The 24,097-nt window shown below is 54.9% G+C and carries 20 protein-coding genes and 2 tRNA genes; 14 read left to right on the top strand and 8 right to left on the bottom strand.

What is annotated here, in order from left to right; genetic code table 11:
- Nucleotides 1–109 precede the first annotated feature (109 nt).
- Nucleotides 110–3,634, bottom strand: a complete 3,525-nt coding sequence (mfd, locus tag EU557_RS08210; RefSeq protein WP_135529911.1) for a transcription-repair coupling factor — start codon at nucleotides 3,632–3,634, stop codon at nucleotides 110–112.
- A gap of 200 nt (nucleotides 3,635–3,834) precedes the next feature.
- Here mfd and EU557_RS08205 point away from each other — a divergent pair, with 200 nt between their 5' ends.
- Nucleotides 3,835–4,056, top strand: a complete 222-nt coding sequence (locus EU557_RS08205; protein ID WP_135529910.1) for a hypothetical protein — start codon at nucleotides 3,835–3,837, stop codon at nucleotides 4,054–4,056.
- Between the two features lie 261 nt (nucleotides 4,057–4,317).
- On the opposite strand, the gene EU557_RS08200 is transcribed toward EU557_RS08205, so the two are convergent.
- Complete coding sequence (locus EU557_RS08200) at nucleotides 4,318–4,566, bottom strand: hypothetical protein (RefSeq protein ID WP_135529909.1); 249 nt, start codon at nucleotides 4,564–4,566, stop codon at nucleotides 4,318–4,320.
- A gap of 327 nt (nucleotides 4,567–4,893) precedes the next feature.
- Here EU557_RS08200 and EU557_RS08195 point away from each other — a divergent pair, with 327 nt between their 5' ends.
- Nucleotides 4,894–5,634 (top strand): metal-dependent hydrolase, encoded by a 741-nt coding sequence (locus EU557_RS08195; protein ID WP_135529908.1) that lies wholly within the window; start codon nucleotides 4,894–4,896, stop codon nucleotides 5,632–5,634.
- 650 nt (nucleotides 5,635–6,284) lie between these two features.
- Nucleotides 6,285–7,286, top strand: coding sequence for an NYN domain-containing protein (locus EU557_RS08190; RefSeq protein WP_135529907.1), 1,002 nt, complete (start codon nucleotides 6,285–6,287; stop codon nucleotides 7,284–7,286).
- A 103-nt stretch (nucleotides 7,287–7,389) separates the two neighbouring features.
- On the opposite strand, the gene EU557_RS08185 is transcribed toward EU557_RS08190, so the two are convergent.
- Nucleotides 7,390–7,869 (bottom strand): PaaI family thioesterase, encoded by a 480-nt coding sequence (locus EU557_RS08185; RefSeq protein ID WP_135529906.1) that lies wholly within the window; start codon nucleotides 7,867–7,869, stop codon nucleotides 7,390–7,392.
- Nucleotides 7,870–7,940: 71 nt separating this feature from the next.
- Between EU557_RS08185 and EU557_RS08180 the strand changes: the two genes are divergently transcribed.
- A complete protein-coding gene (locus EU557_RS08180) occupies nucleotides 7,941–8,252 on the top strand; it encodes an Mpo1-like protein (protein WP_135529905.1) in 312 nt (103 codons plus the stop codon).
- A gap of 4 nt (nucleotides 8,253–8,256) precedes the next feature.
- On the opposite strand, the gene EU557_RS08175 is transcribed toward EU557_RS08180, so the two are convergent.
- On the bottom strand, nucleotides 8,257–8,697 hold the full coding sequence (locus EU557_RS08175) for a GNAT family N-acetyltransferase (RefSeq protein WP_135529904.1): 441 nt from the start codon (nucleotides 8,695–8,697) through the stop codon (nucleotides 8,257–8,259).
- A 229-nt stretch (nucleotides 8,698–8,926) separates the two neighbouring features.
- On the opposite strand from EU557_RS08175, the gene EU557_RS08170 reads away from it, so the two are divergent.
- Both EU557_RS08170 and EU557_RS08165 read left to right on the top strand, forming a co-directional pair.
- Entirely contained in the window at nucleotides 8,927–9,418 is a 492-nt protein-coding gene (locus EU557_RS08170; RefSeq protein WP_135529903.1) for a YajQ family cyclic di-GMP-binding protein, read from the top strand.
- Between the two features lie 145 nt (nucleotides 9,419–9,563).
- On the top strand, nucleotides 9,564–10,334 hold the full coding sequence (locus tag EU557_RS08165; RefSeq protein ID WP_135529902.1) for a TerC family protein: 771 nt from the start codon (nucleotides 9,564–9,566) through the stop codon (nucleotides 10,332–10,334).
- A gap of 113 nt (nucleotides 10,335–10,447) precedes the next feature.
- Here EU557_RS08165 and EU557_RS08160 read toward each other — a convergent pair whose 3' ends face one another.
- Nucleotides 10,448–11,233 (bottom strand): J domain-containing protein, encoded by a 786-nt coding sequence (locus EU557_RS08160; protein WP_135529901.1) that lies wholly within the window; start codon nucleotides 11,231–11,233, stop codon nucleotides 10,448–10,450.
- Complete coding sequence (locus tag EU557_RS08155; protein ID WP_135529900.1) at nucleotides 11,230–11,664, bottom strand: hypothetical protein; 435 nt, start codon at nucleotides 11,662–11,664, stop codon at nucleotides 11,230–11,232. Before EU557_RS08155 ends, EU557_RS08160 begins: the two co-directional genes overlap by 4 nt.
- 709 nt (nucleotides 11,665–12,373) lie before the next feature.
- On the opposite strand from EU557_RS08155, the gene EU557_RS08150 reads away from it, so the two are divergent.
- The gene (locus EU557_RS08150) at nucleotides 12,374–14,878 is read left to right on the top strand and encodes a T9SS type A sorting domain-containing protein (RefSeq protein WP_135529899.1); all 2,505 of its coding nucleotides are present in this window, start codon (nucleotides 12,374–12,376) and stop codon (nucleotides 14,876–14,878) included.
- 73 nt (nucleotides 14,879–14,951) lie between these two features.
- Here EU557_RS08150 and EU557_RS08145 read toward each other — a convergent pair whose 3' ends face one another.
- Complete coding sequence (locus EU557_RS08145) at nucleotides 14,952–15,488, bottom strand: RNA methyltransferase (RefSeq protein WP_135529898.1); 537 nt, start codon at nucleotides 15,486–15,488, stop codon at nucleotides 14,952–14,954.
- A gap of 315 nt (nucleotides 15,489–15,803) precedes the next feature.
- On the opposite strand from EU557_RS08145, the gene mutS reads away from it, so the two are divergent.
- From mutS to EU557_RS08130, 3 genes are all read left to right on the top strand, one after another.
- Nucleotides 15,804–18,512 (top strand): DNA mismatch repair protein MutS, encoded by a 2,709-nt coding sequence (mutS, locus tag EU557_RS08140; protein WP_135530319.1) that lies wholly within the window; start codon nucleotides 15,804–15,806, stop codon nucleotides 18,510–18,512.
- 228 nt (nucleotides 18,513–18,740) lie between these two features.
- Nucleotides 18,741–18,816 (top strand) — tRNA-Gly (locus EU557_RS08135).
- Between the two features lie 88 nt (nucleotides 18,817–18,904).
- Nucleotides 18,905–18,987: transfer RNA gene (locus tag EU557_RS08130), tRNA-Leu, on the top strand.
- 78 nt (nucleotides 18,988–19,065) lie between these two features.
- Here EU557_RS08130 and EU557_RS26085 read toward each other — a convergent pair.
- Nucleotides 19,066–19,440, bottom strand: coding sequence for a 4-fold beta flower protein (locus tag EU557_RS26085; RefSeq protein WP_425351928.1), 375 nt, complete (start codon nucleotides 19,438–19,440; stop codon nucleotides 19,066–19,068).
- A 363-nt stretch (nucleotides 19,441–19,803) separates the two neighbouring features.
- Between EU557_RS26085 and EU557_RS08125 the strand changes: the two genes are divergently transcribed.
- The 4 genes from EU557_RS08125 to EU557_RS08110 all read left to right on the top strand — a co-directional run bounded on the left by EU557_RS08125 (nucleotide 19,804) and on the right by EU557_RS08110 (nucleotide 23,982).
- Nucleotides 19,804–20,802, top strand: coding sequence for an AAA family ATPase (locus EU557_RS08125; RefSeq protein WP_245326201.1), 999 nt, complete (start codon nucleotides 19,804–19,806; stop codon nucleotides 20,800–20,802).
- 45 nt (nucleotides 20,803–20,847) lie between these two features.
- The gene (locus tag EU557_RS08120) at nucleotides 20,848–21,393 is read left to right on the top strand and encodes an acyltransferase (protein WP_135529897.1); all 546 of its coding nucleotides are present in this window, start codon (nucleotides 20,848–20,850) and stop codon (nucleotides 21,391–21,393) included.
- Entirely contained in the window at nucleotides 21,347–22,768 is a 1,422-nt protein-coding gene (locus tag EU557_RS08115; RefSeq protein WP_135529896.1) for a polysaccharide biosynthesis protein, read from the top strand. The genes EU557_RS08120 and EU557_RS08115 overlap by 47 nt, the downstream gene beginning before the upstream one ends.
- A gap of 317 nt (nucleotides 22,769–23,085) precedes the next feature.
- The gene (locus EU557_RS08110) at nucleotides 23,086–23,982 is read left to right on the top strand and encodes a YicC/YloC family endoribonuclease (protein WP_135529895.1); all 897 of its coding nucleotides are present in this window, start codon (nucleotides 23,086–23,088) and stop codon (nucleotides 23,980–23,982) included.
- The last annotated feature ends 115 nt before the right edge of the window (nucleotides 23,983–24,097 follow it).

Raw genomic sequence — 24,097 nt, 5'->3', positions numbered from 1 at the left:
AGAATGCAAGTATACTATAAGCTTATGGTGAATCAGTCGCAGAAAAGACAAAAAAGCCTACTTTTTCACAAGTAGGCTTTTAGTACGAGTTTACTATAGTATTCTTATTCTACACCCCTACCTTCTCCTCACTCCCCAACTCACTCAGAATCCGTTGGGCGGCTTGCACGTTTTTCACGTCCTCGATGCTGATGATGAGCTGCTCCTTGCGCTCCTTCATGGAGGCTGAGCGAGGGTGGGTTTGCACGTAGCTGAGGATGTTGCCGAAGGTGTTGCTCTGGAAGTACCGCTCGTTGTTGGTGGCCGGGATGAAGCCTTTCAGCAGGTTCTTCTTCAGCGTCAGCTTCTCGAAGCCGGCGTGGCAGGCCTGCCAGCGCAGGCGCACAATGTCGGCTAGCTGCTCCACCTCGGCAGGCAGCGGCCCGAAGCGGTCCGTCATGCTGTTGAGCACCTTGCGCAGCTCCTCGGCGTTCTTGGCCCTATCCAGCTTGCTATACAGCTGCAGCCGCTCCGATACGCTTGTCACGTAGCGGTCGGGTATCAGCACCTGCAAGTCGGTCTCAATGTTGCACTCCTTGGGGGCACCCGTGCCAGCGGCTTCCTGCAGGCGCTGGGTAGGGTCGCCGAGGAATAGGTCGCGGAACTCGGTTTCCTTGAGCTCCGTCACCGCCTCGTCCAGAATCTGATGGTAGGTCTCGAAGCCCAGGTCGTTGATAAAGCCCGACTGCTCGCCGCCCAGCAGGTTGCCCGCCCCCCGAATGTCGAGGTCGCGCATGGCCACGTTGAAGCCCGCGCCCAGGTCCGAGAATTCCTCCAGGGTACTTAGGCGCTTGCGGGCATCACTGGGTAGGCCCGCCACCGGGGGCGTGAGCAGGTAGCAGTAGGCCTTTTTGTTAGAGCGGCCTACGCGCCCGCGCATCTGGTGCAGGTCAGAGAGGCCGTGCATGTGGGCCCGGTTGATGATGATGGTGTTGGCATTCGGGATGTCCAGGCCACTCTCAATGAGGGTAGTGGCCACCAGCACGTCGTAGTCGCCATCCACAAACTTCATCATGCGCTTTTCCAGCAGGTCGCCGTCCATCTGGCCGTGCACGTAGGTCACGCGGGCATCGGGCACCAGGCGCAGAATCATGTTGGCCTGCTCCTCAATGTCCTTCACGCGGTTGTGCACATAAAACACCTGCCCGCCCCGCTTCAGCTCGCGCGCAACGGTGTCGCGCACCAGCATCTCGTCAAACACGTGCAGCTCGGTTTGCACCGGCTGGCGGTTGGGTGGGGGCGTGGCAATTACGCTCAGGTCGCGGGCGCCCATGAGCGAGAAGTGCAGGGTGCGCGGAATGGGCGTAGCCGAGAGGGTGAGCGTGTCCACGTTCACCTTGATTTCCTTGAGCTTGTCCTTGGTTTTTACCCCGAACTTCTGCTCCTCGTCAATCACCAGCAGGCCTAGGTCCTTGAACTGCACGTCCTTGTTGGTGAGGCGGTGCGTGCCAATGAGAATATCGGTTTTGCCCTCCGCCACGCGGCCCAGGGTTTCCTTGATCTGCTTGGTGGTTTTGAAGCGGTTCACGTACTCCACCGTCACGGGCAGGTTAGAGAGCCGCTCCCGGAACGTTTTGTAGTGCTGCATGGCCAGAATGGTGGTAGGCACCAGCACGGCCACCTGCTTGCCATCGGCCACGGCCTTAAACGCCGCCCGAATAGCTACTTCCGTCTTGCCGAAGCCTACATCACCGCACACGAGGCGGTCCATGGGGTGGGGCACCTCCATGTCGCGCTTCACGTCCTCGGTGGCCTTGGCCTGGTCGGGCGTGTCCTCGTAGATGAACGACGATTCCAGCTCAGCCTGCATAAAAGAGTCGTGGGCAAAGGCGTGGCCGGGCGCGGTTTTGCGCTTGGCATACAGCCGAATCAGCTCGGCCGCAATGTCCTTCACCTTCTTCTTTACCGACTTCTTCTTGTTCTCCCACTCCGGCGAGCCCAGCTTGCTCATGGTGGGCGGCGTGCCCTCGGCTCCCGAGTACTTGGCAATCTTGTGCAGAGCATGAATGCTGACCGTCAGCACGTCGTCGTCGCGGTACACCAGCCGGATGGCCTCCTGCAGCCGGTCGTTGATTTCTACCTGCGTGAGGCCCGCGAAGCGCGCAATGCCATAGTCTTGGTGCACCACGTAGTCGCCGGGCACCAGGGTGCGCAGCTCCTTCAGGGTCAGGGCCTTTTTCTTGGAGAACTTCCGGGTTTCCTGGGCCCGGTAGAAGCGCTCAAACAGCTGGTGGTCGGTGTACACAATCAGCTTCAGGTTTTCGTCAATGAAGCCCTCGCGCAGGCCTAGCAGCATGTGCTGAAACTGCACGTTGTTGTCGAGCTCATCGAAGATGGTGCGGAGGCGGTCGGCTTGGCGCACCTGCTCGGCGGCAATAATGTTGGTGTAGCCCTTCTGCTGATTATCGTGCAGGTTCTTGACAATGCGGTTGAAGTCCTTGTTGAAGCTGGGCTGGGGCTTGCTGGTAAACTGGAACTCCTCGCCGGTCTTATAGTAAAACCGCTTGCCAAACTCCACCACCGCGAAGTTGTCGAGCAGCTTCTTGAAGCTCTTGCCCGACTCAAACAAGTCGGTGGGCTTGCTCACTATCTGCGTGCCGCCCGCTACTTCCAACAGCTCCTTAAAGTTGGCCTCGGCCCGGTCGAAGGACTCGTCCACCACATCCAGGGTCTGGCGCAGGTCCTTGGCCCAGATGCAGGTATTCTTCGGAATGAAGTCCAGGAAGGCCTCGCGGGTTTCCTGCAGCAGCTTGGTTTGCACGTTCGGGATGATGCTCACCTGCTGGCGCTTCTCCACCGACAGCTGGCTCTCGGGGTCAAACGTCCGGATGGTTTCCACCTCATCCCCGAAAAGCTCAATGCGGTAAGGCAGCTCGTTGGCGTAGCTGAAGATGTCCACAATGCCCCCGCGCACCGCAAACTGCCCGGGCTCATACACAAAGTCGGTCCGCTCAAAGTCATACTCCGCCAGCATGTCGCTGATGAAGTTCACGTCGAGCTTGTCGCCCACCTTCACCAGGAAGGTGTTGGCCACTAGGCTTTTCTTGTTGATTACCTTCTCAAACAGCGCCTCCGGGTAGGTTACAATGAGCGCGCCCGTCATGCCCGGCACCTGCCGCGGGGTGGCCTCGGGCGTTTCTGTCACCTCGCCCGAACCCAGCACCGCCAGCGGCGAAGCCGGCGCCTCGGCGGCCGCAGCCGAGTCGCGGCGGGCGGAGTTGAGGCGGTTGAGTACCTCGGCCCGCATGAGCACGTTGGCATTTTCCGTCTCATCGAACTTATAGGGGTGCTTGTAGGAGCTCGGGAACAGCAGCACTTCTGGCCCGTCGGGGAGCAGGTTCTGCAGGTCGGCCATGAAGTAGCCGGCCTCCTCCTTGTCGTGCAGAATAAACAGATGCGACAGCGCCCCGTGCGCTACCGCCGCTGCCACTACGGCATCCTGGCTGCCTATCAGGCCCCGCAGGCGCAGACGCAGCTCCGCGGCGCCCTTGTCGGAGTCGGCAGTAGCGGGCTTCGCCGCCCCGTGCAAGCGGGCCGACAAGATTTGGACATCGGTATCGAGACGGTAGAGACGAAGGAAATCGGAGACTTTCAAAGTAGGGGTAGGCTAGGGGAGGAGCAAAGGTAGAAGCCCGGCCGGATGGAAATCCGGTCGGGCACGCGGTAATATGGGCGCTTGCAAAGACGCGCTATTCAATACCGCCGCCAGCCCACGAAAGTTTCCGACACTTTTCAGCACCGCACTCGTATCTTCCCACTTCACGGCAGCGAAGTAGCCCCAGCGGGCATAAGGCTATGAGTAACAAGCAGAACGAGCAAGGAGCAGAAGAGTGGGATGCTATTCTGAATCAGTTGCGGCAAGTGCGCCAGCAGGTACAAGAGCAAGGCCCCCTGCCCGAGCAGGAAAAAGCCGAAGCCGCCGAAGCCTTTCGCCGTGGCCTGGCCCTGCTGGAAAGCCAGGTCCAAAACATCCAAGACGACCAAAGCGGCCTAAAAGGCAGTTCCGGCGTGTGGTAGGGCTAGAGTGCTAACTCGCGCTGGGGGACTGGCCTAGAACGACTCCACCAGAGCGATACACGAGAACGGGCATGCAGCACGAAGCCTCTCACCTGCTGACGTTGCCAGGCTACCTAATTCCTGTAGCACGTCATCTGAGCAGCGCCAAGGCTCCTACCACGTCAGCATGGGGCTCTAGGCCACTCGTTTCAACGTGCCAGGAGCCTTGGCGCTGCTTAGGATGACGTGCCAAAGCGAAATCCCGGGGAGCATGCGCCGACACTACTCCCGTACGGGTGTGCGAATAGGCATGTTAGAAGGCTGACTAGAACGCTGAAATTTGCGGTTGAACTTGGCCGTGTCCTTAATGGTAGAGGTGCCCGCAGAGGTAGGAGCTTTGCTCGCCGGCTTAGTAGTTTTACTTGACCGGGCGGGTGGAGGCGTTTTCTTAGTGGCCGCGGGCGTAGTTTGGGCATGGGCCGCTACGCCTAATAGCATTGCAGTGGCAACGAAAAGAAGCTGCTTTTTCATGATAATTGGCTGATAGTGAGAAGTGGATATGCTGATAACGCAAAAACACTCCTGTCGGGTGGCGGTTGCACCCTCGCCCAGCTACGCTGCAAAACAGAGGCCCGCACGATTCTCTCAACCACGGCGCTAGGCCACTCGTGGTAGCCCTGCCACGGTTGCGTGTTTATTAGACAAATTATATATGTAGCGGTGAGTAGTGGCCTAGAGAGCTTGCTAAATGCCGTTTTGTGCACTACTGAAAAATAAATAGTGAAATTAGGTAGGTAAGCAAAACCGTCTGCACTCTATCTTCGCTGTTTCCTCTTATAGCATAGTAGCTCCTTCTTCGTGCGCGGTTCCTCTCACTTGGCCATTGGCCTGATTACCGGCGTGGCCGTAGCGTACCTCATACCCGGCGTTCCGGTTTCGCCGGCTGGTATTGCCCTGGCCGGCTTCTCCTCCCTGGCCCCCGACCTCGACCACCCCGGTTCCCGGCTTAGCAAGCGCCTGGGCTTCGCTCAGCAGTACGTGCGCTGGGCCTTTGTAGTAGTAGCGGCTGGCCTGGCCCTCTACACCCACTTCCAGCTACCCCCCGGCCCCGACCGACGGATGGGATTTACCGCAGCGCTGGCATTTGGCCTCATTGGTGCGGCCATGCAGGGCGATTCCACCCGCAAGCTGGCTTTGCTTTTCACGGGCTTGTGCACCGTGGTAGCCGGTTTGTACACGGAGTTTGTGTGGCTGAGTATGCTAGGCCTGTTTGTGTCGGTGGCGCCCTTCACCTCGCACCGCTCCTGGACGCACACCATCTGGGCCACCGCCCTCTGGACCTACATCGGCCACCTCGCCGACCGCAGCCTGGGCTGGCACGGGGTAGCGCTGTTTGCCGGTGGCGGCTACGTATCTCACCTGCTGGCCGATACGCTCACCAAAGCCGGCGTAAAGTGGCTCATGCCCCTCACCGATTTCACCCTGAAGCTTCCCCTGATCAGAACGGGTTCCAAAAGTGGTAACATGCTGGAAGTCGCCATCTGCCTGGGCTATGGTGGGCTAGTGCTAGTTTTAATTATCGGAACGCTCTCCGTCTGAATTTTGGTAACTGGCGGGAACTAACTGCTCGAAAAGCCTGCTTTACTTTGTAGGGAGTAGAAATAGAAGTTGGTCTAGGAATAAGGCGATTTTGTATAGGAATATGTCATATTCAGAGGTTATTATCTATTCAACCCTTGGTTGTTGGTATCTTTGTTGAATCTTAGTGCGTGATGCCTGCTATATAGGGCCAGTTCAGAATTACAAGTAACGAAGAACCCTCCATAGAGCCACCAAGTGGTGCACAAACTAAGTCACTTGTTCAGCTTACTGGACAAAACTTAGTGAGTTTGTACTCCGTTTATAGGTTGGAAAATATATGTTGTTTAATATTGTATCTTGCTCAACCTAGCAAGATCTAGTTCTTATATACATAGCTATAACCTTATATAATTATGCGCAGCACGCCACTCCATTGTCTTCATAGTTTTCTCATAGTAGGGCACTCTACCTTTCGGTGGCGTACTCCTACCACTTCTGTATATGGTAGTCATGCATAGAAGTATATACACGAATTACGTGAGTAAGTGGTCAATTGTGAAAACCTCTACATGTATCTTTGACCGGGTCTCTGCCCGGTGCAGGACCCGCCGAACCGCTTCCCTGCCCTTATTTACCCCACACCTTTTTGCGCACAAACCGTTTCTCGTATGAACCAGATGAATAGCCCCCTGATTAGGATCGGCGTCTTCTATGACGGCAATTATTTCCTTAAGATCAGTGATTACTACTACTTCCAGCATGACCGTAAGGCCCGTATTAGCCTGGAAGGCCTCCACGAGTTTATCCGGCACCAAGTAGCTGAAGAAGAAGACGTAGATGTGCGCCTGGCACAAATTACCGATTCGCACTTCTTCCGCGGCCGCCTATCTGCTACCGAAGCCCGCGACAAAGACCGCCTGTTCCACGACCGGCTGCTCGACGATATTCTGATGAACCTGGGTGTAACCACCCACTACATGCCCCTGAAAACGCGCGACGGCCGTTTACAGGAAAAAGGCATTGATGTATGGCTGGCCCTGGAAGCCCTGGAGTTGGCTATGCACAAGAGCTTCGACGTGATTGTGCTCATCGCCGGCGACTCTGACTACGTGCCCCTGATTAAGAAGCTCAACACCGTGGGTACCCGCGTGATGCTGCTGAACTGGGACTTCAAGTACGTTGACTTCAAAGGCGAGAACCGCGTAACGCGCGCTTCGCAGCAACTGCTGGAGCACGTAACGTACCCCACCCAAATGCACGATATCATCGACCAGGGCCTGAGCTCCGGCGACGAGCTGATCGAAACGCTGTTTGTGAATACGCCCGAGCCGGTGGCTTTCCCCGCTGTGAAGCCCGTGCGTCCTACTGGCCCTACCGCCGCGGGTCCCGTTGGTACGGTTGGCATCAGCACCATCAAGAACCTGAAAAACGGGTTCGGCTTTGTGGTTATGCCCCCAAACAACCTGTTCTTCAGCTACGCTGATATGGCTGAGGGTGACTTCAACGATTTGCGTGAAGGCGACTGGGTAGAATTCACCGTAGGTCGTAACCACCGCGATGAAGACTGCGCCCGCCAGGTGCGTAAAGTACCAGCCCCGGAAATGGAAGAAGGCGACGAGTACGGCGACGAAGCCGAACACGAGTCGATCGACTCTCCTGACCGTCTCTAATTCGCTCTAATACCTCAGGTTCGGCATCCTGCATAAACGCCGGGCACCCGCTTGCAACACGGGCTGCCCGGCGTTTTTGTGCTACTCAGTTACCCGCTTTACTCTACTTACTCTCCTCCGCCTGCGGGAAAAGCAGATCGTGAAACTCGCGCTTGGTGGCGGGGTAGCGGTTGAAGGTGCCAAGGCCCCGGGCTACAACTAGGTTGTCGCGGGCGGGACAGGTAATGGTAGCGCTGCTGACCATGAGGGTTTTGCCGCTATGCTCTACCAGGCCATGGGCAACCAAGTGGTCGTGCAGGTGCACGGGGTAGAGGTAGTTAATCTTAAACTCCACCGTGGAGACTAACTCGCCGGCCGTGAAAGCCAGTGATAGGGCTGCCGCGCCCAGGGCTGAGTCCATGAGCCCCGAGAGTACGCCGCCGTGGCAGGTGCCAGGGGAGGAGAGGTGCTCCGGGCGCACCGTCATGGTGTACTGCACTTCTCCCGGAGTTTTCATTAGCAGCTCCATGCCGTTGGTGCGGCCGTAAGTATTAATGCGGTTGTACACGGCTATAAGGGTAGCCACATCAGGAAATTGCTCCATGAGAAATGTAGAAAGGGCAGGATGATAACGCTGAAAAGTTAGCGTACTTTAAAGAAACCCACCGTACTGCTATGGCCTCCTCCTCTGCTTCCCTCACCTTCGCTGAGTTCTATCCCCGCTACCTGCGCGACCACCAGCAGCGGGGCACTCGGGTGCTGCACTTCATCGGCACCACCTTGTTTCTGGTATTTGTTGCACTCGCCATTTTCCGGCAGCAGCCCTGGTTGGTGCTAGCCGGAATAGTAGCCGCCTATGGCTTTGCCTGGGTAGGCCACTTCTTCGTAGAGCACAACCGCCCAGCTACCTTCCAGCACCCCTGGCTCTCCCTGATGGGCGACTTCCGCCTCTACTTCGACTTGCTTCGCGGCCGGGAAAAGTTCTAGGCCACTAAAGGTCTTTGCGCATCAGGAAATGAGGCACCGTACCAAATAGCGTGTGCGAGGGTGCCACCACGGCATAACCCAGGCGCTCGTAAAACGGTACGGCTTGCTCCCGGGCATGCAGCACTACCTCCCTGAGCCCTTGCTGGCGGGCGGCAGCTTCTAGGTATTCCAGCACTTGCCGGCCCACCCCCTGCCCCTGTGCCTGCGGGTGCACGGCCATGAATCGTACTTGCCCCTGCCGGGCACCGCTGGGGTGTAGCCGCCCCACGCCCAGCGCCTGCCCGTCGGGGGCCAGGAGTAGGGCGTGAGTTGTGGTGGGGGCTGCGTCATCGTCAGCTCGCTCAGAGCCTTCGGGCTGGTCCCAGGGCTGCCGGAGCACCGTATAGCGAAGGCGGTAGTAGGCATCCCAGTCGGCGGGAGTTTGGGGAGTGTTGATGCTAGCCATGGAGCAGTGATGCGGCAAGTGAGAAGGCAGGCAGCAAGATAGGCCGCGAAGCCTTTATCCTTAGGTTTAGGCCACTATTCTGTGCTGTAGCAACTGGGGTAAACGCGTAAAGCAGGCCTAGGCAATAAGCTCTGCTATACCAATCCTGCTAACTTTCTACCTTTGGCCTCCCGCCCAAACTGGCCTAGCGGTTTGGCGTATGCACCTCCGAACGTTTCTTTCTCTTCTTATGGCCTCCTTCGATATCGTCAGCAAAGTAGATCCGCAAACCCTCGAAAACGCGGTAAACACTGCCAAAAAAGAACTCCAGACCCGCTACGACCTCCGCGACACCAAGGGGGGCATCGATCTGGATAAAAAAGCCAATACTATTCTGCTCAGCTCCGAAAACTCCATGCGCGTGAAAGCCCTGGAGGATATTCTGCTGGGCCGGGTGGTGAAGCAGGGCATTGATGGCACAGCCCTCGACTTCTCAGCGGACGAGCAGCCCAGTGGCAACCTCGTAAAAAAGACCATTAAGGTGCGGGCTGGTGTAGATAAAGAGGCCGGCCGTAAAATCGTGAAAGCCATCAAAGACGCCAAGCTGAAAGTGGAAGCCCAGATGCAGGACGACCAAGTGCGGGTATCGGCCAAGAAAATTGATGACCTGCAGGCCGTTATTGCCCTGCTGCGCCGTACTGATATTGGGCAGCCCCTGCAGTTCGTGAACATGAAGTCGTAGCAGGAAGTGATGGGAGGAGATAAATAAAAAGGAGGCTGAACAGAAGTAGATTCATCCTTCTTCGTCTTATTCTCTTCCTTACTTATCCTCGGTTTCCCTCATGCCCCTTACTGCTTCATAACTAGCCTACTTCACCACGCCGTTCATGGAATTCGACTTTTCAGTTTTCTCCAATCCCCAGACCTGGGTCAGCTTGCTTACGCTGACGTTCATGGAAATTGTGCTGGGTATCGACAATATCATCTTCATCTCCATTGTGGTGAACCGGTTGCCCCGCGACCAGCAGAAGCGGGGCCGCACCATTGGGTTGATGCTGGCGTTGCTATGCCGCATTGGGCTACTGCTGAGTATAACCTGGATTGTGGGCCTTAAAACGCCGCTCTTCCACCTGAATCTGCCTTGGCTGGAGGAGCCGTTCGGCGTGGCCGGGCGCGACCTAATTCTGCTGGCTGGTGGGTTGTTCCTGATTGGTAAGAGCACCACCGAGATTCATACCAAGCTGCAGGGTGAGGAAGATGAGACAGGCGCAGAAGGTGGTACGGCTACAATGGGCTCCATCATCATGCAGATTATCGTCATCGATATTGTCTTCAGCTTCGACTCCATTCTGACTGCTGTAGGCCTGGTAGATAATGTTCTGATCATGATTTTGGCCGTTATCCTGTCGATGGGGGTGATGCTGGTCTTCTCCGGCGTAGTTGCCGACTTCGTGAACCGCAACCCCACCATCAAGATGCTGGCCTTGTCCTTCCTGATTATGATTGGGGTGATGCTGGTAATGGAAGCCTTCCACAAGGAAATTGAGAAAGGCTATATCTACTTCGCCATGTTCTTCTCGCTGGTTGTAGAAATTCTCAACATGCGCCTCCGTAAAAAGGCCGCTCCTGTACAGCTGCGAGAATCACAGTTCGATTAATCCAGGCCTTATACGTAACGCCTACACACCACTCGGCCCCGTTACTGACGTCAGTAGCGGGGCCGAGTGGTGTGTAGGCGTTACGGGAAAGTTGCTTCCTGGAGCCGGCTTGCCTAAACCGCCAGCAAAATATACAGCACAATAGGCAGCAGAAACGCGCAGCCTACGGCGCAGTTGATGCTGCGCATGGCCGGAGCGCGCCAGAGGCCTAGGCCAGCTAACAAGGCCAGCAGCAAAGGCAAAAAAACGAAGTTGTCGTAGATCGTAACGCCGCCGGCATCCATTAGCAACTCTGGGTGGCCTACTGGGGCCGCTTTGCGAAACACGCCAAACAACATAGTCCGATCAACCAGGAGGTGTGTTCCCTCGGGCCAAGAGTCGGTGTCGGAGCGAAACTTAGCGTGCGTGGTTTGAATGATGGAGTGAGTGCCCATACTACGACCCCGAGCGTAAAGCGACACCGATTCTACGGTTTGCACCACTTCATTGGGCAGGTGCTCGGTCCAGAGAAAGTCGAGCGTCATGAGTAGCACCAACAGCATGGCTATCCGGCAAACCCACAGCGCGTAGGGGGCATAGTGCCCGTAGCGCTCCTCCGTAGTAGGGGGGCGGCGTGGCGCTGGTGGGCGCCCCCGCCGTCGCAGAGCCGGGTCGCGGTGGAGAGGCCTAGGCGGCTCTGCAGGGTGGCGCTGCGCCCGGAGTAGCGCGTCGTAGGCCTGGCGGCGCACGGGGTTACTCAGAATATCGTAGGCCTCATTCACAATGAGGTAGCGTTGGTGCGCGGCCGGGTCAGGGGTGCGGTCGGGGTGGGTAAGCAACACCAAACGGCGGTAGGCCCTGCGCAGCTCGTCAGCCGAAGCTTGCTCACTTACCTCCAGCAGGGTATAAAGGGTGCTCATAACATGGGCAGCAGGGCCACTAGAGCGGCCGTTTGGTCCTGCGCTCGGCGCACCGTCAGTTCCAGCAGGCGCCGATTAAGCTCGGAGCGGTGCGCCCGGTAAAAGTGCAGCTCCTCAGTGGTAAACAACCCAACCGCTAGGCCTATTAGGGTGTAGCGCAGCTTGGTATTACGGCCCAGTAGTTCTGTCAGAAGCCGTTGCTGCTCCGCCGCCTGCGCCGCCCGGAAGGGTACATGGTGGTCAGAGAGAAAGTCGGCAATTACAGTCAACAGATGCTCATTCTGCAGCTTCAGCACGGGCCGCAGCGTCCGGTGTAGGAAGTCGGCTACGCTGGCCACGGGCTCTGGTGGAAGCTCGGCGGCAACAGTGGGGCGTAGGGCAAGTAGTGCCGCGTCGGCGGCTGCTGTCGTGGCAGAATGAAGTTCAAACATTAACTCAAAAGGTAACCGGTGGGGACGCGAGATACAGGAGCAAGTAGCTACTTCTTTCTCCTTTTTAAAAGCTGATCTATAGAGTAGTACTAAGGGTACTTATTAGATAACCGCTCAAAAACAGAGAGGGTCAGCAAGAATAAAGCTGAGGTTGGTAGCTGCTTAAAACAACCAGCCTCATCCGCGTAATACACCATTGTGCATGAGTCTCTCCAAGGCAGGGGATACGTGGGGCACTAACAGCGCTAATTAAGAGAAGTATTAAGGATAAGTCACTTATCTTGAAAACACAGCAAAATAAATCCAAATGTGGTGCAAAAATGATAAAAAGGTTATGGTGTAGGATAATGGTACAAAAGCAAGGCAACGAGCACCTTTTGCGCAACCTATCTAACTAGCAAAAAGGTTGTGCCGTGGTGTTGAGTTAAGAGCCAGAAAGCTATAAAGCTGTTTACATAACAGATATCTTGTGATATTAGCAAGCAATGCTAGGTGCACATGCCCATTATAAACTCGCTTTTACTGTATACATCCTCAACGCAAGCTAGTAGCCAGAGTTTCGGTAAAATATAAGGAAATGCAGTTAGCAGGCCAGTAGAAAGTGAGGCAGGCGGTATACCAGCTTTAGGGCTGCAGGTAAGTAGGGAAATTATTAGGGCTGAAAGCGTTAATTTTAAAAGGTCATCCAACTTCACTCTTCTTCTTATCGATGAAAAAATTACTTTCTCTGGCGCTGTTCGCCTGTGGAGCAGTGATGCCCTCAATGGCACAGACGTTTGTGCTTGATCCACGGCCAGTTCCCGAGACGATATGCCCCGCCCGTCCTGAAAATATGTTTACCAAGGTAGCCGCGCCCACCGCCTACCTAGAATCTCAGCGCACGGGGCGCAAAGGCACTGCAGCATCTCGTATTGAGGTAACCTATACTGGCTTTACTCCTGAAGCTCAAGCAGCATTTCAGTATGCCGTTGATATTTGGCAGTCGCTCCTGAATACACCAGTTCCCATTCGGGTGCAGGCCACCTGGACTTCTTTGGGGACGAATACACTAGGCTCTGCAGGAACTACTGCCCTCTACGCCCGGATAGAGGGAGCCACGCGTAGTGATGTGCTTTATCCAGTAGCACTTGCGGAAAAACTTGCGGGCCGCAACCTAAACGGCCCCTCCAATCCCGACATCTCTGCTCGCTTCAACAACGCCATAAACTGGTACTACGGTACGGATGGTAAGCCCGGCGTCAATCAATACGACCTAGTATCGGTGGTGCTACATGAGCTAGGCCACGGCCTGGGATTTCAGGCTGGCACCGATTATTCCGTTGATGATAAGGAAGGGGGGTATACCGACCCTCCATTCAACTTCGCTACGTTTATCGAGAACCAAGCCGGCCAGTTAATTACGGATACCCGCTTATTTGCCAACCCTTCTACTGCACTAGGTACTCAGTTCATCAGCAATGGGCTGTACTTTGATAGTCCGCTGGCCAGGGCCGCTAATAATACTGCTAGCCCCGATAAACGGCCTAAACTATACGTGCCCACTACGTTCTCTGGTGGTTCCAGCATCTCACATTTAGATGAAGCTACATATCCTGCGGGTAACGAGAACTCGCTGATGTCGCCACAAGTTGGAGCCGCGGAAGCTATTCATGATCCAGGCCCCATTACGAAAGCTATTTTTAATGAGATAGGCTGGTTTAATACGGCTATCCGCCATACTCCGCTCAAAGACACGGAGACGGCGCAGAATTACGTAGTGAACGCTACCGTGCAGAGTGATGGTACCGTGACACCGGGTTCCGTGAAACTGACGTACAGCGTTGATAACGGCACCCCCACAACGGTGACCATGACTGGCACTGGCAATAATCAATATACGGCTACTATTCCTAATCCGGGCTTTGGTAAAACTGTTCGGTACTACATCACCGCTTCTGATGTGGAGACTGGCCGCACATATGCTTCGCCCGCGGCTACGCGTCGTGGCGTGCCCAACCAGTATCAGTTTGTAGTGGGTACCGACCTAACTGCCCCCGTAGTGAGGCATACGCCACCAACCTTTCTCTTCACTACAGATCTGCCTTATCAGGTCACGGTAATGGTTACGGATAACCAAGCCGTTAAAAATGTGGTGTTGGAGTATGATGTGAATGGCACTGCTCGTCCGAACGTCACCCTCACCCGTCAGAACGATTCCACTTTCGTGGGCTCCATCTCAACGGCGGCAGGCGCAATTGTATCCGGCGATATTATCAATTACCGGGTAGTGGCTACAGATGTAGCTGCGGCTGCTAACCGCACTGTAAACCCCGCTACTGGCTTCTATTCGGTACGCGTGGTGTCTATCAAGCCTGCTCAGGAAACGTACGTTAATGCCCTGAACAGCAATGTGCCGCTGGATTTTGTGGGTGATGGATTCACTATTTCGCAGCCTGCAGGCTTTACTAGCCCGGCAATCAACTCCGACCACCCCTATAAGGACGGTACGGGGGCCAACTCGGAGAGTAATAGCTTCTATAATCTGCTGGTGCCCATCATTGTGAAGGCTGACCCCGCACAAGCGATAATGCGGTTCGATGAAATCGTGTTGGTTGAGCCTAATGAGGCTGGTAGTATATTTGGGGGTACGGGCTTCTTCGACTTTGTAACGGTGGAGGGCAGCAATGACAACGGTGCTACCTGGAAACCCTTAATAACCGGGTACAACAGCCGCGATAAAGAAGCCTGGCTCACCCGCTGGAATAGTGCGGTAGATGCTAGCGGTAACTCCACAGCCGTTGGCACTCCTGATTTGTATGTTACGCGCTCCCTGAATCTGAGCCCCACCTTCGCGGCGGGTGACGTAGTGCGCCTGCGCTTCCGCCTGTTCGCCGACCCTGGTGCTCATGGCTGGGGCTGGGCCATTGATAACTTGGCCATCCAGAATGTGGTAACGGGTGTGAAGGAAGAGGTGCAGGCCGCTGGCCTAACTGTATACCCCAACCCCAGCGCTGGCCAGTTCACCGTATCGGCTAACTTCGCTCAGCCGGTGAAGGGCTTGCAAGTGGTAGTTCGTAACATGCTAGGCCAGGAAGTGCTACGGCGGGATGTGCCAAGTGGTACGCGCCAAGTAGCCATGCCCGTAGACCTGAGCAGCTTCTCTGCCGGTATCTACCAGGTTAGCCTCGGCTCAGGTAACGAAATGGTGTCACGCAAAGTGATGGTGCAGAAATAATACTTCTGCCCTAACTCCACTAAAAAGGCGGCTCCTAGAGCCGCCTTTTCTGTTTATTGATAAGTAAACTGGCCTAGGAGGCCCAGCCCATCTTGCTAATAAAGTCCCAGAGTACTACTCCCGCCGCTATGCTCACATTTAGGGAGTGCTTGGTACCAAACTGCGGAATTTCTACCGCGGCGTCGCAGAGCGCCAGTACTTCATCATCCACCCCAAATACCTCATTGCCCAGCACCAGTGCGTAGGCCTGTCCGGGGGTGGGCTGAAAAGAAGGTAGGGGTACGCTGCCAGTAGTTTGCTCTACGGCTACTACCACGTAGCCAGCCGCCTTGAGCTGCTGCACCGCTTCTACGGTAGTAGGAGCATATTCCCAGGTAACAGACTCCGTAGAGCCTAAGGCGGTTTTCGTGATTTCGCGCTGGGGTGGCCTACCCGTGATCCCACAGAGCCAGATTTTTTCCAGCGCAAATGCATCCGCCGTGCGGAAAGCCGCCCCCACGTTGTGCAGGCTCCGCACGTTGTCGAGAACCAAAGAGAGGGGGAATTTTTGCGTATTTTTGAAGTCTGCCACCGTCAGCCGGTTCAGCTCTTCCATGGAGAGTTTGCGCATAGTGCAAAAGTAGGAACGTCCGGCCGAGTGGCTGATGTTGGCAAATACAAAACCAATAGAACGTCGAGTTGAGCTGGTCAAACCAAAGGCCCGTTACGTCAAGCATCTCTACCAGTTCTAGGCCACTAGGGCAGCTAGCAGTAGGGAATTTAAGCCAGCTCAGCCCGACGCGAAATACATACTTCTGATCCTGTTCGCTGGCTCTGTGCTGGCGTTACTTCCTTGCTAGTGAAAGCTAAAGTCGCCGATCCTAACAAAAAGCCCATCCGCACACACGGTTCTCTCGGACCGGCTCCCGTGATTGATACGCCCCTGATGAAGCAGTACTACCAGCTGAAACAGGAGCACCCCGGCGCCGTGCTCCTGTTCCGGGTAGGCGACTTCTACGAAACCTTTGGGGAGGATGCCGTTACGGCCTCCCGTATTTTGGATATCACCCTCACCAAGCGCGGCGCGGGTACTTCTTCCGAAACACCCCTGGCCGGTTTTCCGCACCATGCGCTTGATAACTACCTGCCCAAACTAGTGCGGGCGGGGCAGCGTGTGGCCATCTGCGACCAGCTCGAGGACCCCAAAATGGCTAAGGGCCTGGTAAAACGCGGTATCACGGAGCTCGTGACGCCGGGCGTTAGCCTACACGACAACGTGCTGGAGCGCAAGAGCAACAACTACCTCTGCGCCGTCCACTTTGGTAAGCAAGAGGCCGGCATCAGCTTTCTTGACATCAGTACCGGCGAGTTCTTGGTAGCCCAGGGCACTATTGATTACTTAGGTAAGCTGCTGCAGAACTTTGGCCCGGCGGAAGTACTATTCTGCAAGCGTAGCCGCCGGGAGTTTGAGGAGAACTTCGGGCCTGATTACTGCCACTTTGCGCTGGATGAGTGGGTGTTTGGCTACGATTATTGCCACGACACGCTCACCCGTCATTTCAACACCACTTCACTGAAGGGCTTCGGTATCGATGGCCTACGCGAAGGCATCACGGCGGCCGGCTGCATTCTGCACTACCTCGCCGAGACCAAGCACACCGATGTAGGCCACATCGGCAGCATCGGGCGCCTAGAGGAAGATAAGTACGTGTGGCTCGACCGTTTCACGGTGCGCAACCTGGAGCTGGTGCTGCCCCAGCACCCTGGTGGGGTACCCCTCATCGACATTCTCGATCAGACCGTAACGCCCATGGGCGCGCGCCTGCTGCGCAAGTGGGTGGTGTTGCCTCTGAAGGAGCCTGCCCAAATCCAACGCCGCCTCGATACGGTGGAGGCCCTGCTGCAGAGCCCAGAGCTGCTGGAAAACCTGCTGCAACACCTACGTCAGATCAACGACCTGGAGCGCCTGATTTCCAAGGTTGCCGTGCGCCGTATCAATCCACGTGAGCTGCTACAACTGGCCCGGGCGCTGGAGGCCATTGCTCCTATGCGCGAGCAGCTAGCCGCTTCGGGTATCCGGGCGCTGCAGAAGCTAGCAGATCAGCTCAACCCCTGCACTGGCCTACGCGAGGAAATTCAGGCCAAAATTAAAGTGGATGCGCCCATTCTGACCAATCAGGGTGGGGTAGTGAATGATGGGGTGGATGCGGAGCTGGATCAGTTGCGCGAAATGGCCTTCTCGGGCAAGGACTACTTGTTCCAGATGCAGCAGCGCGCTATTCAGGAAACCGGTATTGGGTCTTTGAAGGTGGCCTACAACAAGGTATTTGGCTACTATCTTGAAGTTACCAATGCCCACAAAGACAAAGTGCCTGCCACCTGGATCAGAAAGCAAACCCTGGTAAACGCCGAGCGCTACATCACGGAGGAGCTGAAAACCTACGAGGAGAAAATTCTGCACGCCGAAGACCAGTTGTTCGTCATTGAACAGCGCATCTATACTGATCTGATGCTGTCGGCGGCCGAGTACGTTTCCCAGATTCAGCAGAATGCCCGCGCTATTGGGGTCACCGACTGCCTAGCTAGCTTTGCTGCTACTGCCCGCCAGTACCGCTACGTAAAGCCGCGCGTAGATGATAGCACTGTACTTGACATCAAGGCCGGCCGCCACCCCGTAATTGAGCGCCAGCTGCCACCCGGTGAGGCCTACATCCCGAATGACATCCGCCTCGACCAGGAGGACCAGCAGATCGTGGTGATTACGGGCCCCAACATGGCAGGTAAGTCGGCGTTGTTGCGCCAAACGGCCCTTATTGTGCTACTGGCCCAAATTGGCTCTTTCGTGCCAGCAGACGCGGCCACCATTGGCGTCATCGACAAAATCTTCACCCGGGTAGGCGCTTCTGATAACCTGAGTAAGGGTGAAAGCACCTTCATGGTGGAGATGACCGAAACGGCCAGTATCCTCAATAACCTTTCCGACCGCAGCCTGGTGCTAATGGATGAAATTGGGCGGGGCACTAGCACCTATGATGGTATCAGCATTGCCTGGGCCATTGTGGAGCACCTGCACAACTCACCCAAGGCACGCGCCAAAACGCTGTTCGCTACTCATTACCACGAGCTCAACCAGCTAGCCGATGATTGCTCGCGGGTACGCAACTACAACGTGGCTGTGAAGGAGGCCGAAGGCCGAATCCTGTTTCTGCGTAAGCTACAGGAAGGGGGCTCAGAGCATAGTTTTGGCATTCATGTAGCTCGTATGGCGGGTATGCCTACTTCCGTGGTGCTGCGGGCCAATGAGATTATGCACCACCTGGAGCAGGAGCGGGCCAGCGCTGGAGTAGAAGACGGGCCCACCGAATTCGATGACGTGCTAGCGGGCCTAGATGATAAATCCGGCTCTGGCAAACTGGTTCCTCTAAACGGCTTGGCCAATCAGGAAGTAGAAGCTCGCCGCGCACCCAAGGCCCAACCGACTGCCGCCGTACACAATGCCCCACGGCCTAGCCTGCAGCTGAGCATGTTCGAGCCCAGTGACCCAGCCCTGGAGCGAGTACGTGAACTGCTAGAAAAACTAGACGTGAACACGCTGACCCCTATTGAGGCGCTGCTCAAGCTTAACGAGCTAAAGCTAGCCGCCGGAGGAAAATAACAGGGTAACCTAGCCCTGAGTGCCGGGTAAGCCGGGGCTAGGCCACTCCCTTTTCTTCGATATCGTGAAAAATGCGAGGTGAAGGCTGAAATTTTTCTCCCTGAAAATCAGCTGAAAACAGCTTTTGCAGTAAAAAAGTAAAGGTTTTTTTGCGGCCACCTCTTGACAACAAGGATTCCTGTAGTACCTTTGTCACATCAAAACGCCACTACGGCGCCAAGATCAAAAGCGAGAGTAGCTCAGTTGGTAGAGCGCGACCTTGCCAAGGTCGAGGTCGCGAGTTCGAACCTCGTCTCCCGCTCCAAGAGGATGTTGCTGCTGCAACATCCTCTTTTTGTTTTTGGCTAATGAGGTTTAGGGCGCTACATTTGCCCACGCTTTATTACCCAGCTGCCAGAGTGGTGTAATGGTAGCCACGAGGGACTTAAAATCCCTTGTCTTCACGGACGTACGGGTTCGAGTCCCGTCTCTGGTACTGAAAAGGCCTTCTCATGAATTTGAGAAGGCCTTTTTATTGTTAGTAACACCTGTCCAATGCGGCGGTGCCACATGCTTACTGTGTGAAATAGGCCGCCCCTGAACGGGTCGACCAACTAGAAGCTTTGCTTCGGCGGGCGGGTCTGGGCTGGCGCCGAGGAAGAGGGGTAGGCAAAGAGGCTAGCTTTATTCTTTTAGGCAGTACTCGTGCTAAGTTGTTTAACCGAGGCCGTTCGGGGCCGCCAATGGCATTTTCTGCGAATAGTGCCGGGTGGCCGTTGCGGTCATACACCCAGCCTTGGTGTACCCAGCCCAGATAACGGCCATTGAGCGAGTAAACCAATTCTTCATCAAACCAGGCTACCACATTTCCATCCGTGTCATATAAGGCACGGCAGGCATCATCAGCATATACAACTTGCTTTCCGGCAGTGTTATAAAGGGGAATCATAATGTGCAATAAGTTATAGAGGTCAGGTATTGTACAAACGCAGTTGCCCATGGAGTCGGATTTTAGACTCGCCAACTTTTTTATCAGCAAACGACTGAGATTTAACAGGATCTGCGGCTTGGCTGGGTAGGGCTAAGCACCTCTGTTTTCACCTGAACCACTTCCCTTAGCAGTAACTAGGTCCCATTCAGGCTTATCAGCGACGTACTAGAAAGACTAGGAGTAGGCATAGGCCGTTATTCTGAGCGCACCCATAGTTTGAAGTGGCCTAGCATAGGCCTTGAAAGCAGCGTTTCTGCGCTGTGGGCTATTTGGGGCCGTCTGATTTGTTACCTTTAGTTTCTCGCGGATTCCGCGTTTCCTATGTCCCTCTCTTTTGTTTCTGACGCCCCAATGCCGGAGGTACCCGATTATCAAGTAAAGATTAAGCAAGTATTTGCTGAGGTAGGCAAGGTTGTCGTAGGCCAGCAGTACATGGTTGGGCGGCTACTGATTGGCCTGTTCACGGGCGGGCACATTCTATTGGAAGGAGTGCCTGGCCTGGCCAAGACGCTGACAATTAGCACCCTATCGAAGGTGTTGCACTTGCACTTTCAGCGGGTGCAGTTTACGCCAGACCTGCTGCCTTCCGACCTAGTGGGCACCATGATTTATAACCAGAACCAATCGGAGTTCGAAGTCAAGAAAGGACCCATTTTCGCTAATCTGGTGCTGGCTGATGAAGTGAACCGCTCTCCGGCTAAGGTGCAGAGTGCGTTGCTGGAGGCCATGCAGGAAAAGCAGGTAACTATCGGTGAGACTACTTACCCGCTCGATTTGCCCTTCCTGGTGTTGGCCACGCAGAACCCCGTGGAGCAGGAGGGGACCTACCCGTTGCCGGAAGCCCAGGTCGACCGTTTCATGATGAAGGTGTTCGTTGACTATCTGAAGAAGACGGATGAGCTGGAAGTCATGCGTCGAATGGCCAATATGAGCTTTGAAGGCGGGGTTAACCCTATCCTGACGAAAGAGGATATTTTCGGAATTCGGCAGCAGATCAACCAGGTGCAGATTTCGGAAACGCTGGAGAAATACATTATCGAGCTGGTGTTTGCAACCCGCAAGCCGGCAGAGTATGACCTCGCCGAGTTTCAGCAATACGTGCAGTTTGGCGTGAGTCCGCGTGCGAGCATTGCCCTGCACCGGGCAGCCAAAGCCGTAGCCTATCTCGATGAGCGTGACTACGTATTGCCCGAAGACATTAAGGAAGTCGCCACTGATGTGCTAAATCACCGCATCCTGCTTACATATGAAGCGGAAGCCGACGGAATTCGCACCCAAGATTTGATTGAAGCCATTCTGCGCAAAGTGCCCATCAGCTAGGCCACTTGAAACTGACTGTGCTAACCGAGCAGTATATATAAGGAGGTGAAACAGCTGCTGCGCCGAGTACTAGGGTTGCGCCCCGAAATGCCCCTGAGCTTTTACGCTCTCGACGTACTATTTCGGCGAGTGCTACGCCAGAATGCCGGCGTGCCGTGGGCGGTGCATCATACTAGCACAATCCGCACTCCGCATCGGTTGCAGGCTGGTCAGGGGTCCTTTCCCGGCGACTCCCCCGGCGTCTATATCAATGCTGATAACGGCATTATTATCGGCAGCTTTACCAACATTGGTCCTCAGGTAGGACTGATTTCCGCTAATCATGACCCCGTGCGCAATGCTCAGCGCCTGCATGCCCGACCCATACGAATTGGGAGTTTTTGCTGGGTGGGCATGGGAGCGGTGGTATTACCCGGAGTGGAATTAGGCGATTTTACGGTAGTGGGTGCTGGAGCCGTTGTAACGCACAGTTTCCCGGCGGGCCATTGCGTAGTGGCGGGCAACCCGGCGCGGGTGCTCAGATACCTGAACCAAGATGAATGCGATGCGCAAGCCCGAAGCGAATACGAGCGGCACGCTGCTGGGAAATAGCGCGTACATCTTTCTCATTCGTTTCTTCCCCACACTTGCCAGCGTAGCTGCATTAGTATGGCTGTCGCGGCATATGGCGCCTACGTACTACGGTCGGTACCAGAGTTTCTGGGTGCAGTGGCAAGTGTTGCAGGTGGTTGCTTGTCTAGGCCTGCCTACCGTAATTCTCACGTACCCAGCCGCGTTGGTAAATAGCTTGGTGCGTGGCATAAGCCGGCTCCAACTGTGCTTGCTAATTACCTCGCTCATGCTGGTCGCAGGCGGCTTTGCGGTATTGCAGTGGCAAAGCAGTTCTCCCTTCGAGCCTTGGCAAACGGGGGGATTCCTGCTGTTGAGCGTATTGGGGGCACTGCTGGAAGCCTATGCACTACTCGGCCGACAGTTTCGCTCCTTGAGCTTGATAAGTGTGGCTTACGCCGGGGCCTTCATGCTAGGCCACATTTTTTTGGTCGGGCAGGTTCTGACTAGTCAGCAATTAATGAGCATGCTGCTATTCTGCAACGTACTGCGTGTAGCCGCACTGAGTAGGTTGGCTCAGCAGCATTTTGATCGAGTAGCGGCAGTAGTACCCTCACCATTTAAAGCAGTGCGCCAACTCTGGCTGCATACTGCTCTCAATGATGGGGTGCAAATCCTGTTTCGTTGGATAGATAAGTTTATGCTCAACTTTCTACTTCCACCGGCTCTCTTTGCCCTGTATTTCAATGGCACCCTCGATGTGCCCTTTCTGCCCTTGTTGTTAGGAGCGGCCGGTAGTGGGCTACTGTTGCACTTCGGCCAGCCCAACATCCCCGATACTGAACGGGTGACTATGCTCAAAGAAGTAGGCACAGTGCTCGGCAGCCTCGTCTTTCCCCTATTCTTCTTTCTACTCTATTTTCGCTACGAGCTATTTGGTGTAGTATTCGCCCATCGCTATGATGCCGCGGTACCGCTGTTCCTAGTCTCAGGCTTAGTAATACCCTTACGCGCTTATAATTTCACGGCTATGCTTCAGCATAAGAGCCAAGGCCGCGCCATTACGAAAGGAGCTATTCTTGATTTACTGCTGGCACTTCTACTAATGTATCCGCTGTATAGGCTGCTAGGCCTGGCGGGAGTGGCGTTGGCCTTTGTAATCAGTACCTACTGCCAAGCCGCGTACTACTTAGCTCTGACTGCAAAACTGCTCCGCGTATCTTGGGTTGAGCTGTTGCCTTGGAAGATGTGGGCTAGTCAGCTATTTAGAGTAGGTATTGGGCTATTGGTGGTACATGAGTTATTAGCGAGGGTAGTTCCTGAAGTACTAGTAGTGTTAATCGGGAGTGGTCTTACCTGTTTGCTAGGCCTCTATCTGTTTTATAACGCCAGGCAGAGAGCCCAACTGCAGCCATAATCCCCTTCAGGCAACTGGATAGGCTTGTACACCTATACCGGTAGTGAAGTCGTTTCATTTCAAGTGTCTTTGTGTTCAAGCTTGGGGTTGCCGCGCTTCTAAGCAGAGTGTGACTACGCTACTACTTTAGAAGTAGCTAGTCATGCTGCTAGCAGGATGGGCTTACTATACGAATAGTTAGGTAGCGGTCATCAACGCTAGGCCAGTCCTATTTAATGCTAATATTGCTCCCGGGTCCTACCTATTCAAGAAGCCGACTACACTTCTCTTGCTTTGGCTGTGGCCTATTGTTTTTACGCTAAACCTGCTTCTTTGCCATGCTTCAATCCATGACCGGTTATGGTATCGCTCATCGCGAAACCGACACATACGCTGCCACCGTCGAAATTAAATCTCTCAACTCCAAGACGCTGGATTTGAGTTTGCGCCTACCACGCTTCCTGCAGGACCGTGAACTGGAAATCCGTAATCTGGTAACCAAAAGCCTTATTCGGGGCAAGGTCAACTTAAACTTAGACTTTACTCGTCCGCGCGCCGCCGCTCGCACCGGTGCCGTGTTAAATGAGGCCGTTCTAATGCTTGCCTTGGAAGAACTACGGCAGGCAGCGGCTCGTAGTGGGGCCTCAATAGAGCAGTTGACAGCTCTTGCTCACGCTCTACCAGGAGCGTTACGAATACCAGCCGATACAACTGCTGCCACTGAGGAGGAAGAAGATGTGCCGTGGGAAGAGTTGTTACCCTTGTTGCACGAAGCTCTAGATCGGGTAAATCAGTTTCGTCGTGACGAAGGACAAGCGCTGACCAACGAGATCTTGGGCTACGTTGACAAGATTCGAATTCAGTTGGCTGATGTGGAGCGCCATGACCCCACGCGCATTGAGCAAGTTCGTCAGCGCCTGCAGAATCATATGGCTGAGATAACAGGCAGTGAATACTTTAACCCCACTCGCTTCGAGCAGGAGGTGCTGTACTACATTGAGAAGCTTGACATTGCCGAGGAAAAAGTGCGGTTAGTCAACCATTTGCACTACTTCACCGAAACGGTGTACCTACCTGAGCCCACCGGAAAGAAACTTGCCTTTATTTCGCAGGAAATCGGACGAGAAATCAACACTATCGGCTCCAAAGCCAACGACTCTACCATCCAGCATCTGGTGGTTGGGATGAAGGAGGAACTGGAGAAAATCAAGGAGCAAATCAACAACATTCTCTAGGTTTTCGACTGCTACGGTACTAATAGCAGGAAGGCTAAATTGAATTTTGTGGATAGTAATAGCGGTAGGCTATTCTTGATAATAAATGGTATTCCTTTATGAATCTGATTGTTTT

The sequence above is a fragment of the Hymenobacter wooponensis genome (genome assembly GCF_004745865.1).
In the GTDB taxonomy this organism is placed as follows: domain Bacteria; phylum Bacteroidota; class Bacteroidia; order Cytophagales; family Hymenobacteraceae; genus Hymenobacter; species Hymenobacter wooponensis.
Note: the sequence above shows the minus strand (reverse complement) of the source record. Positions and strands in the feature narration are given on the sequence as shown.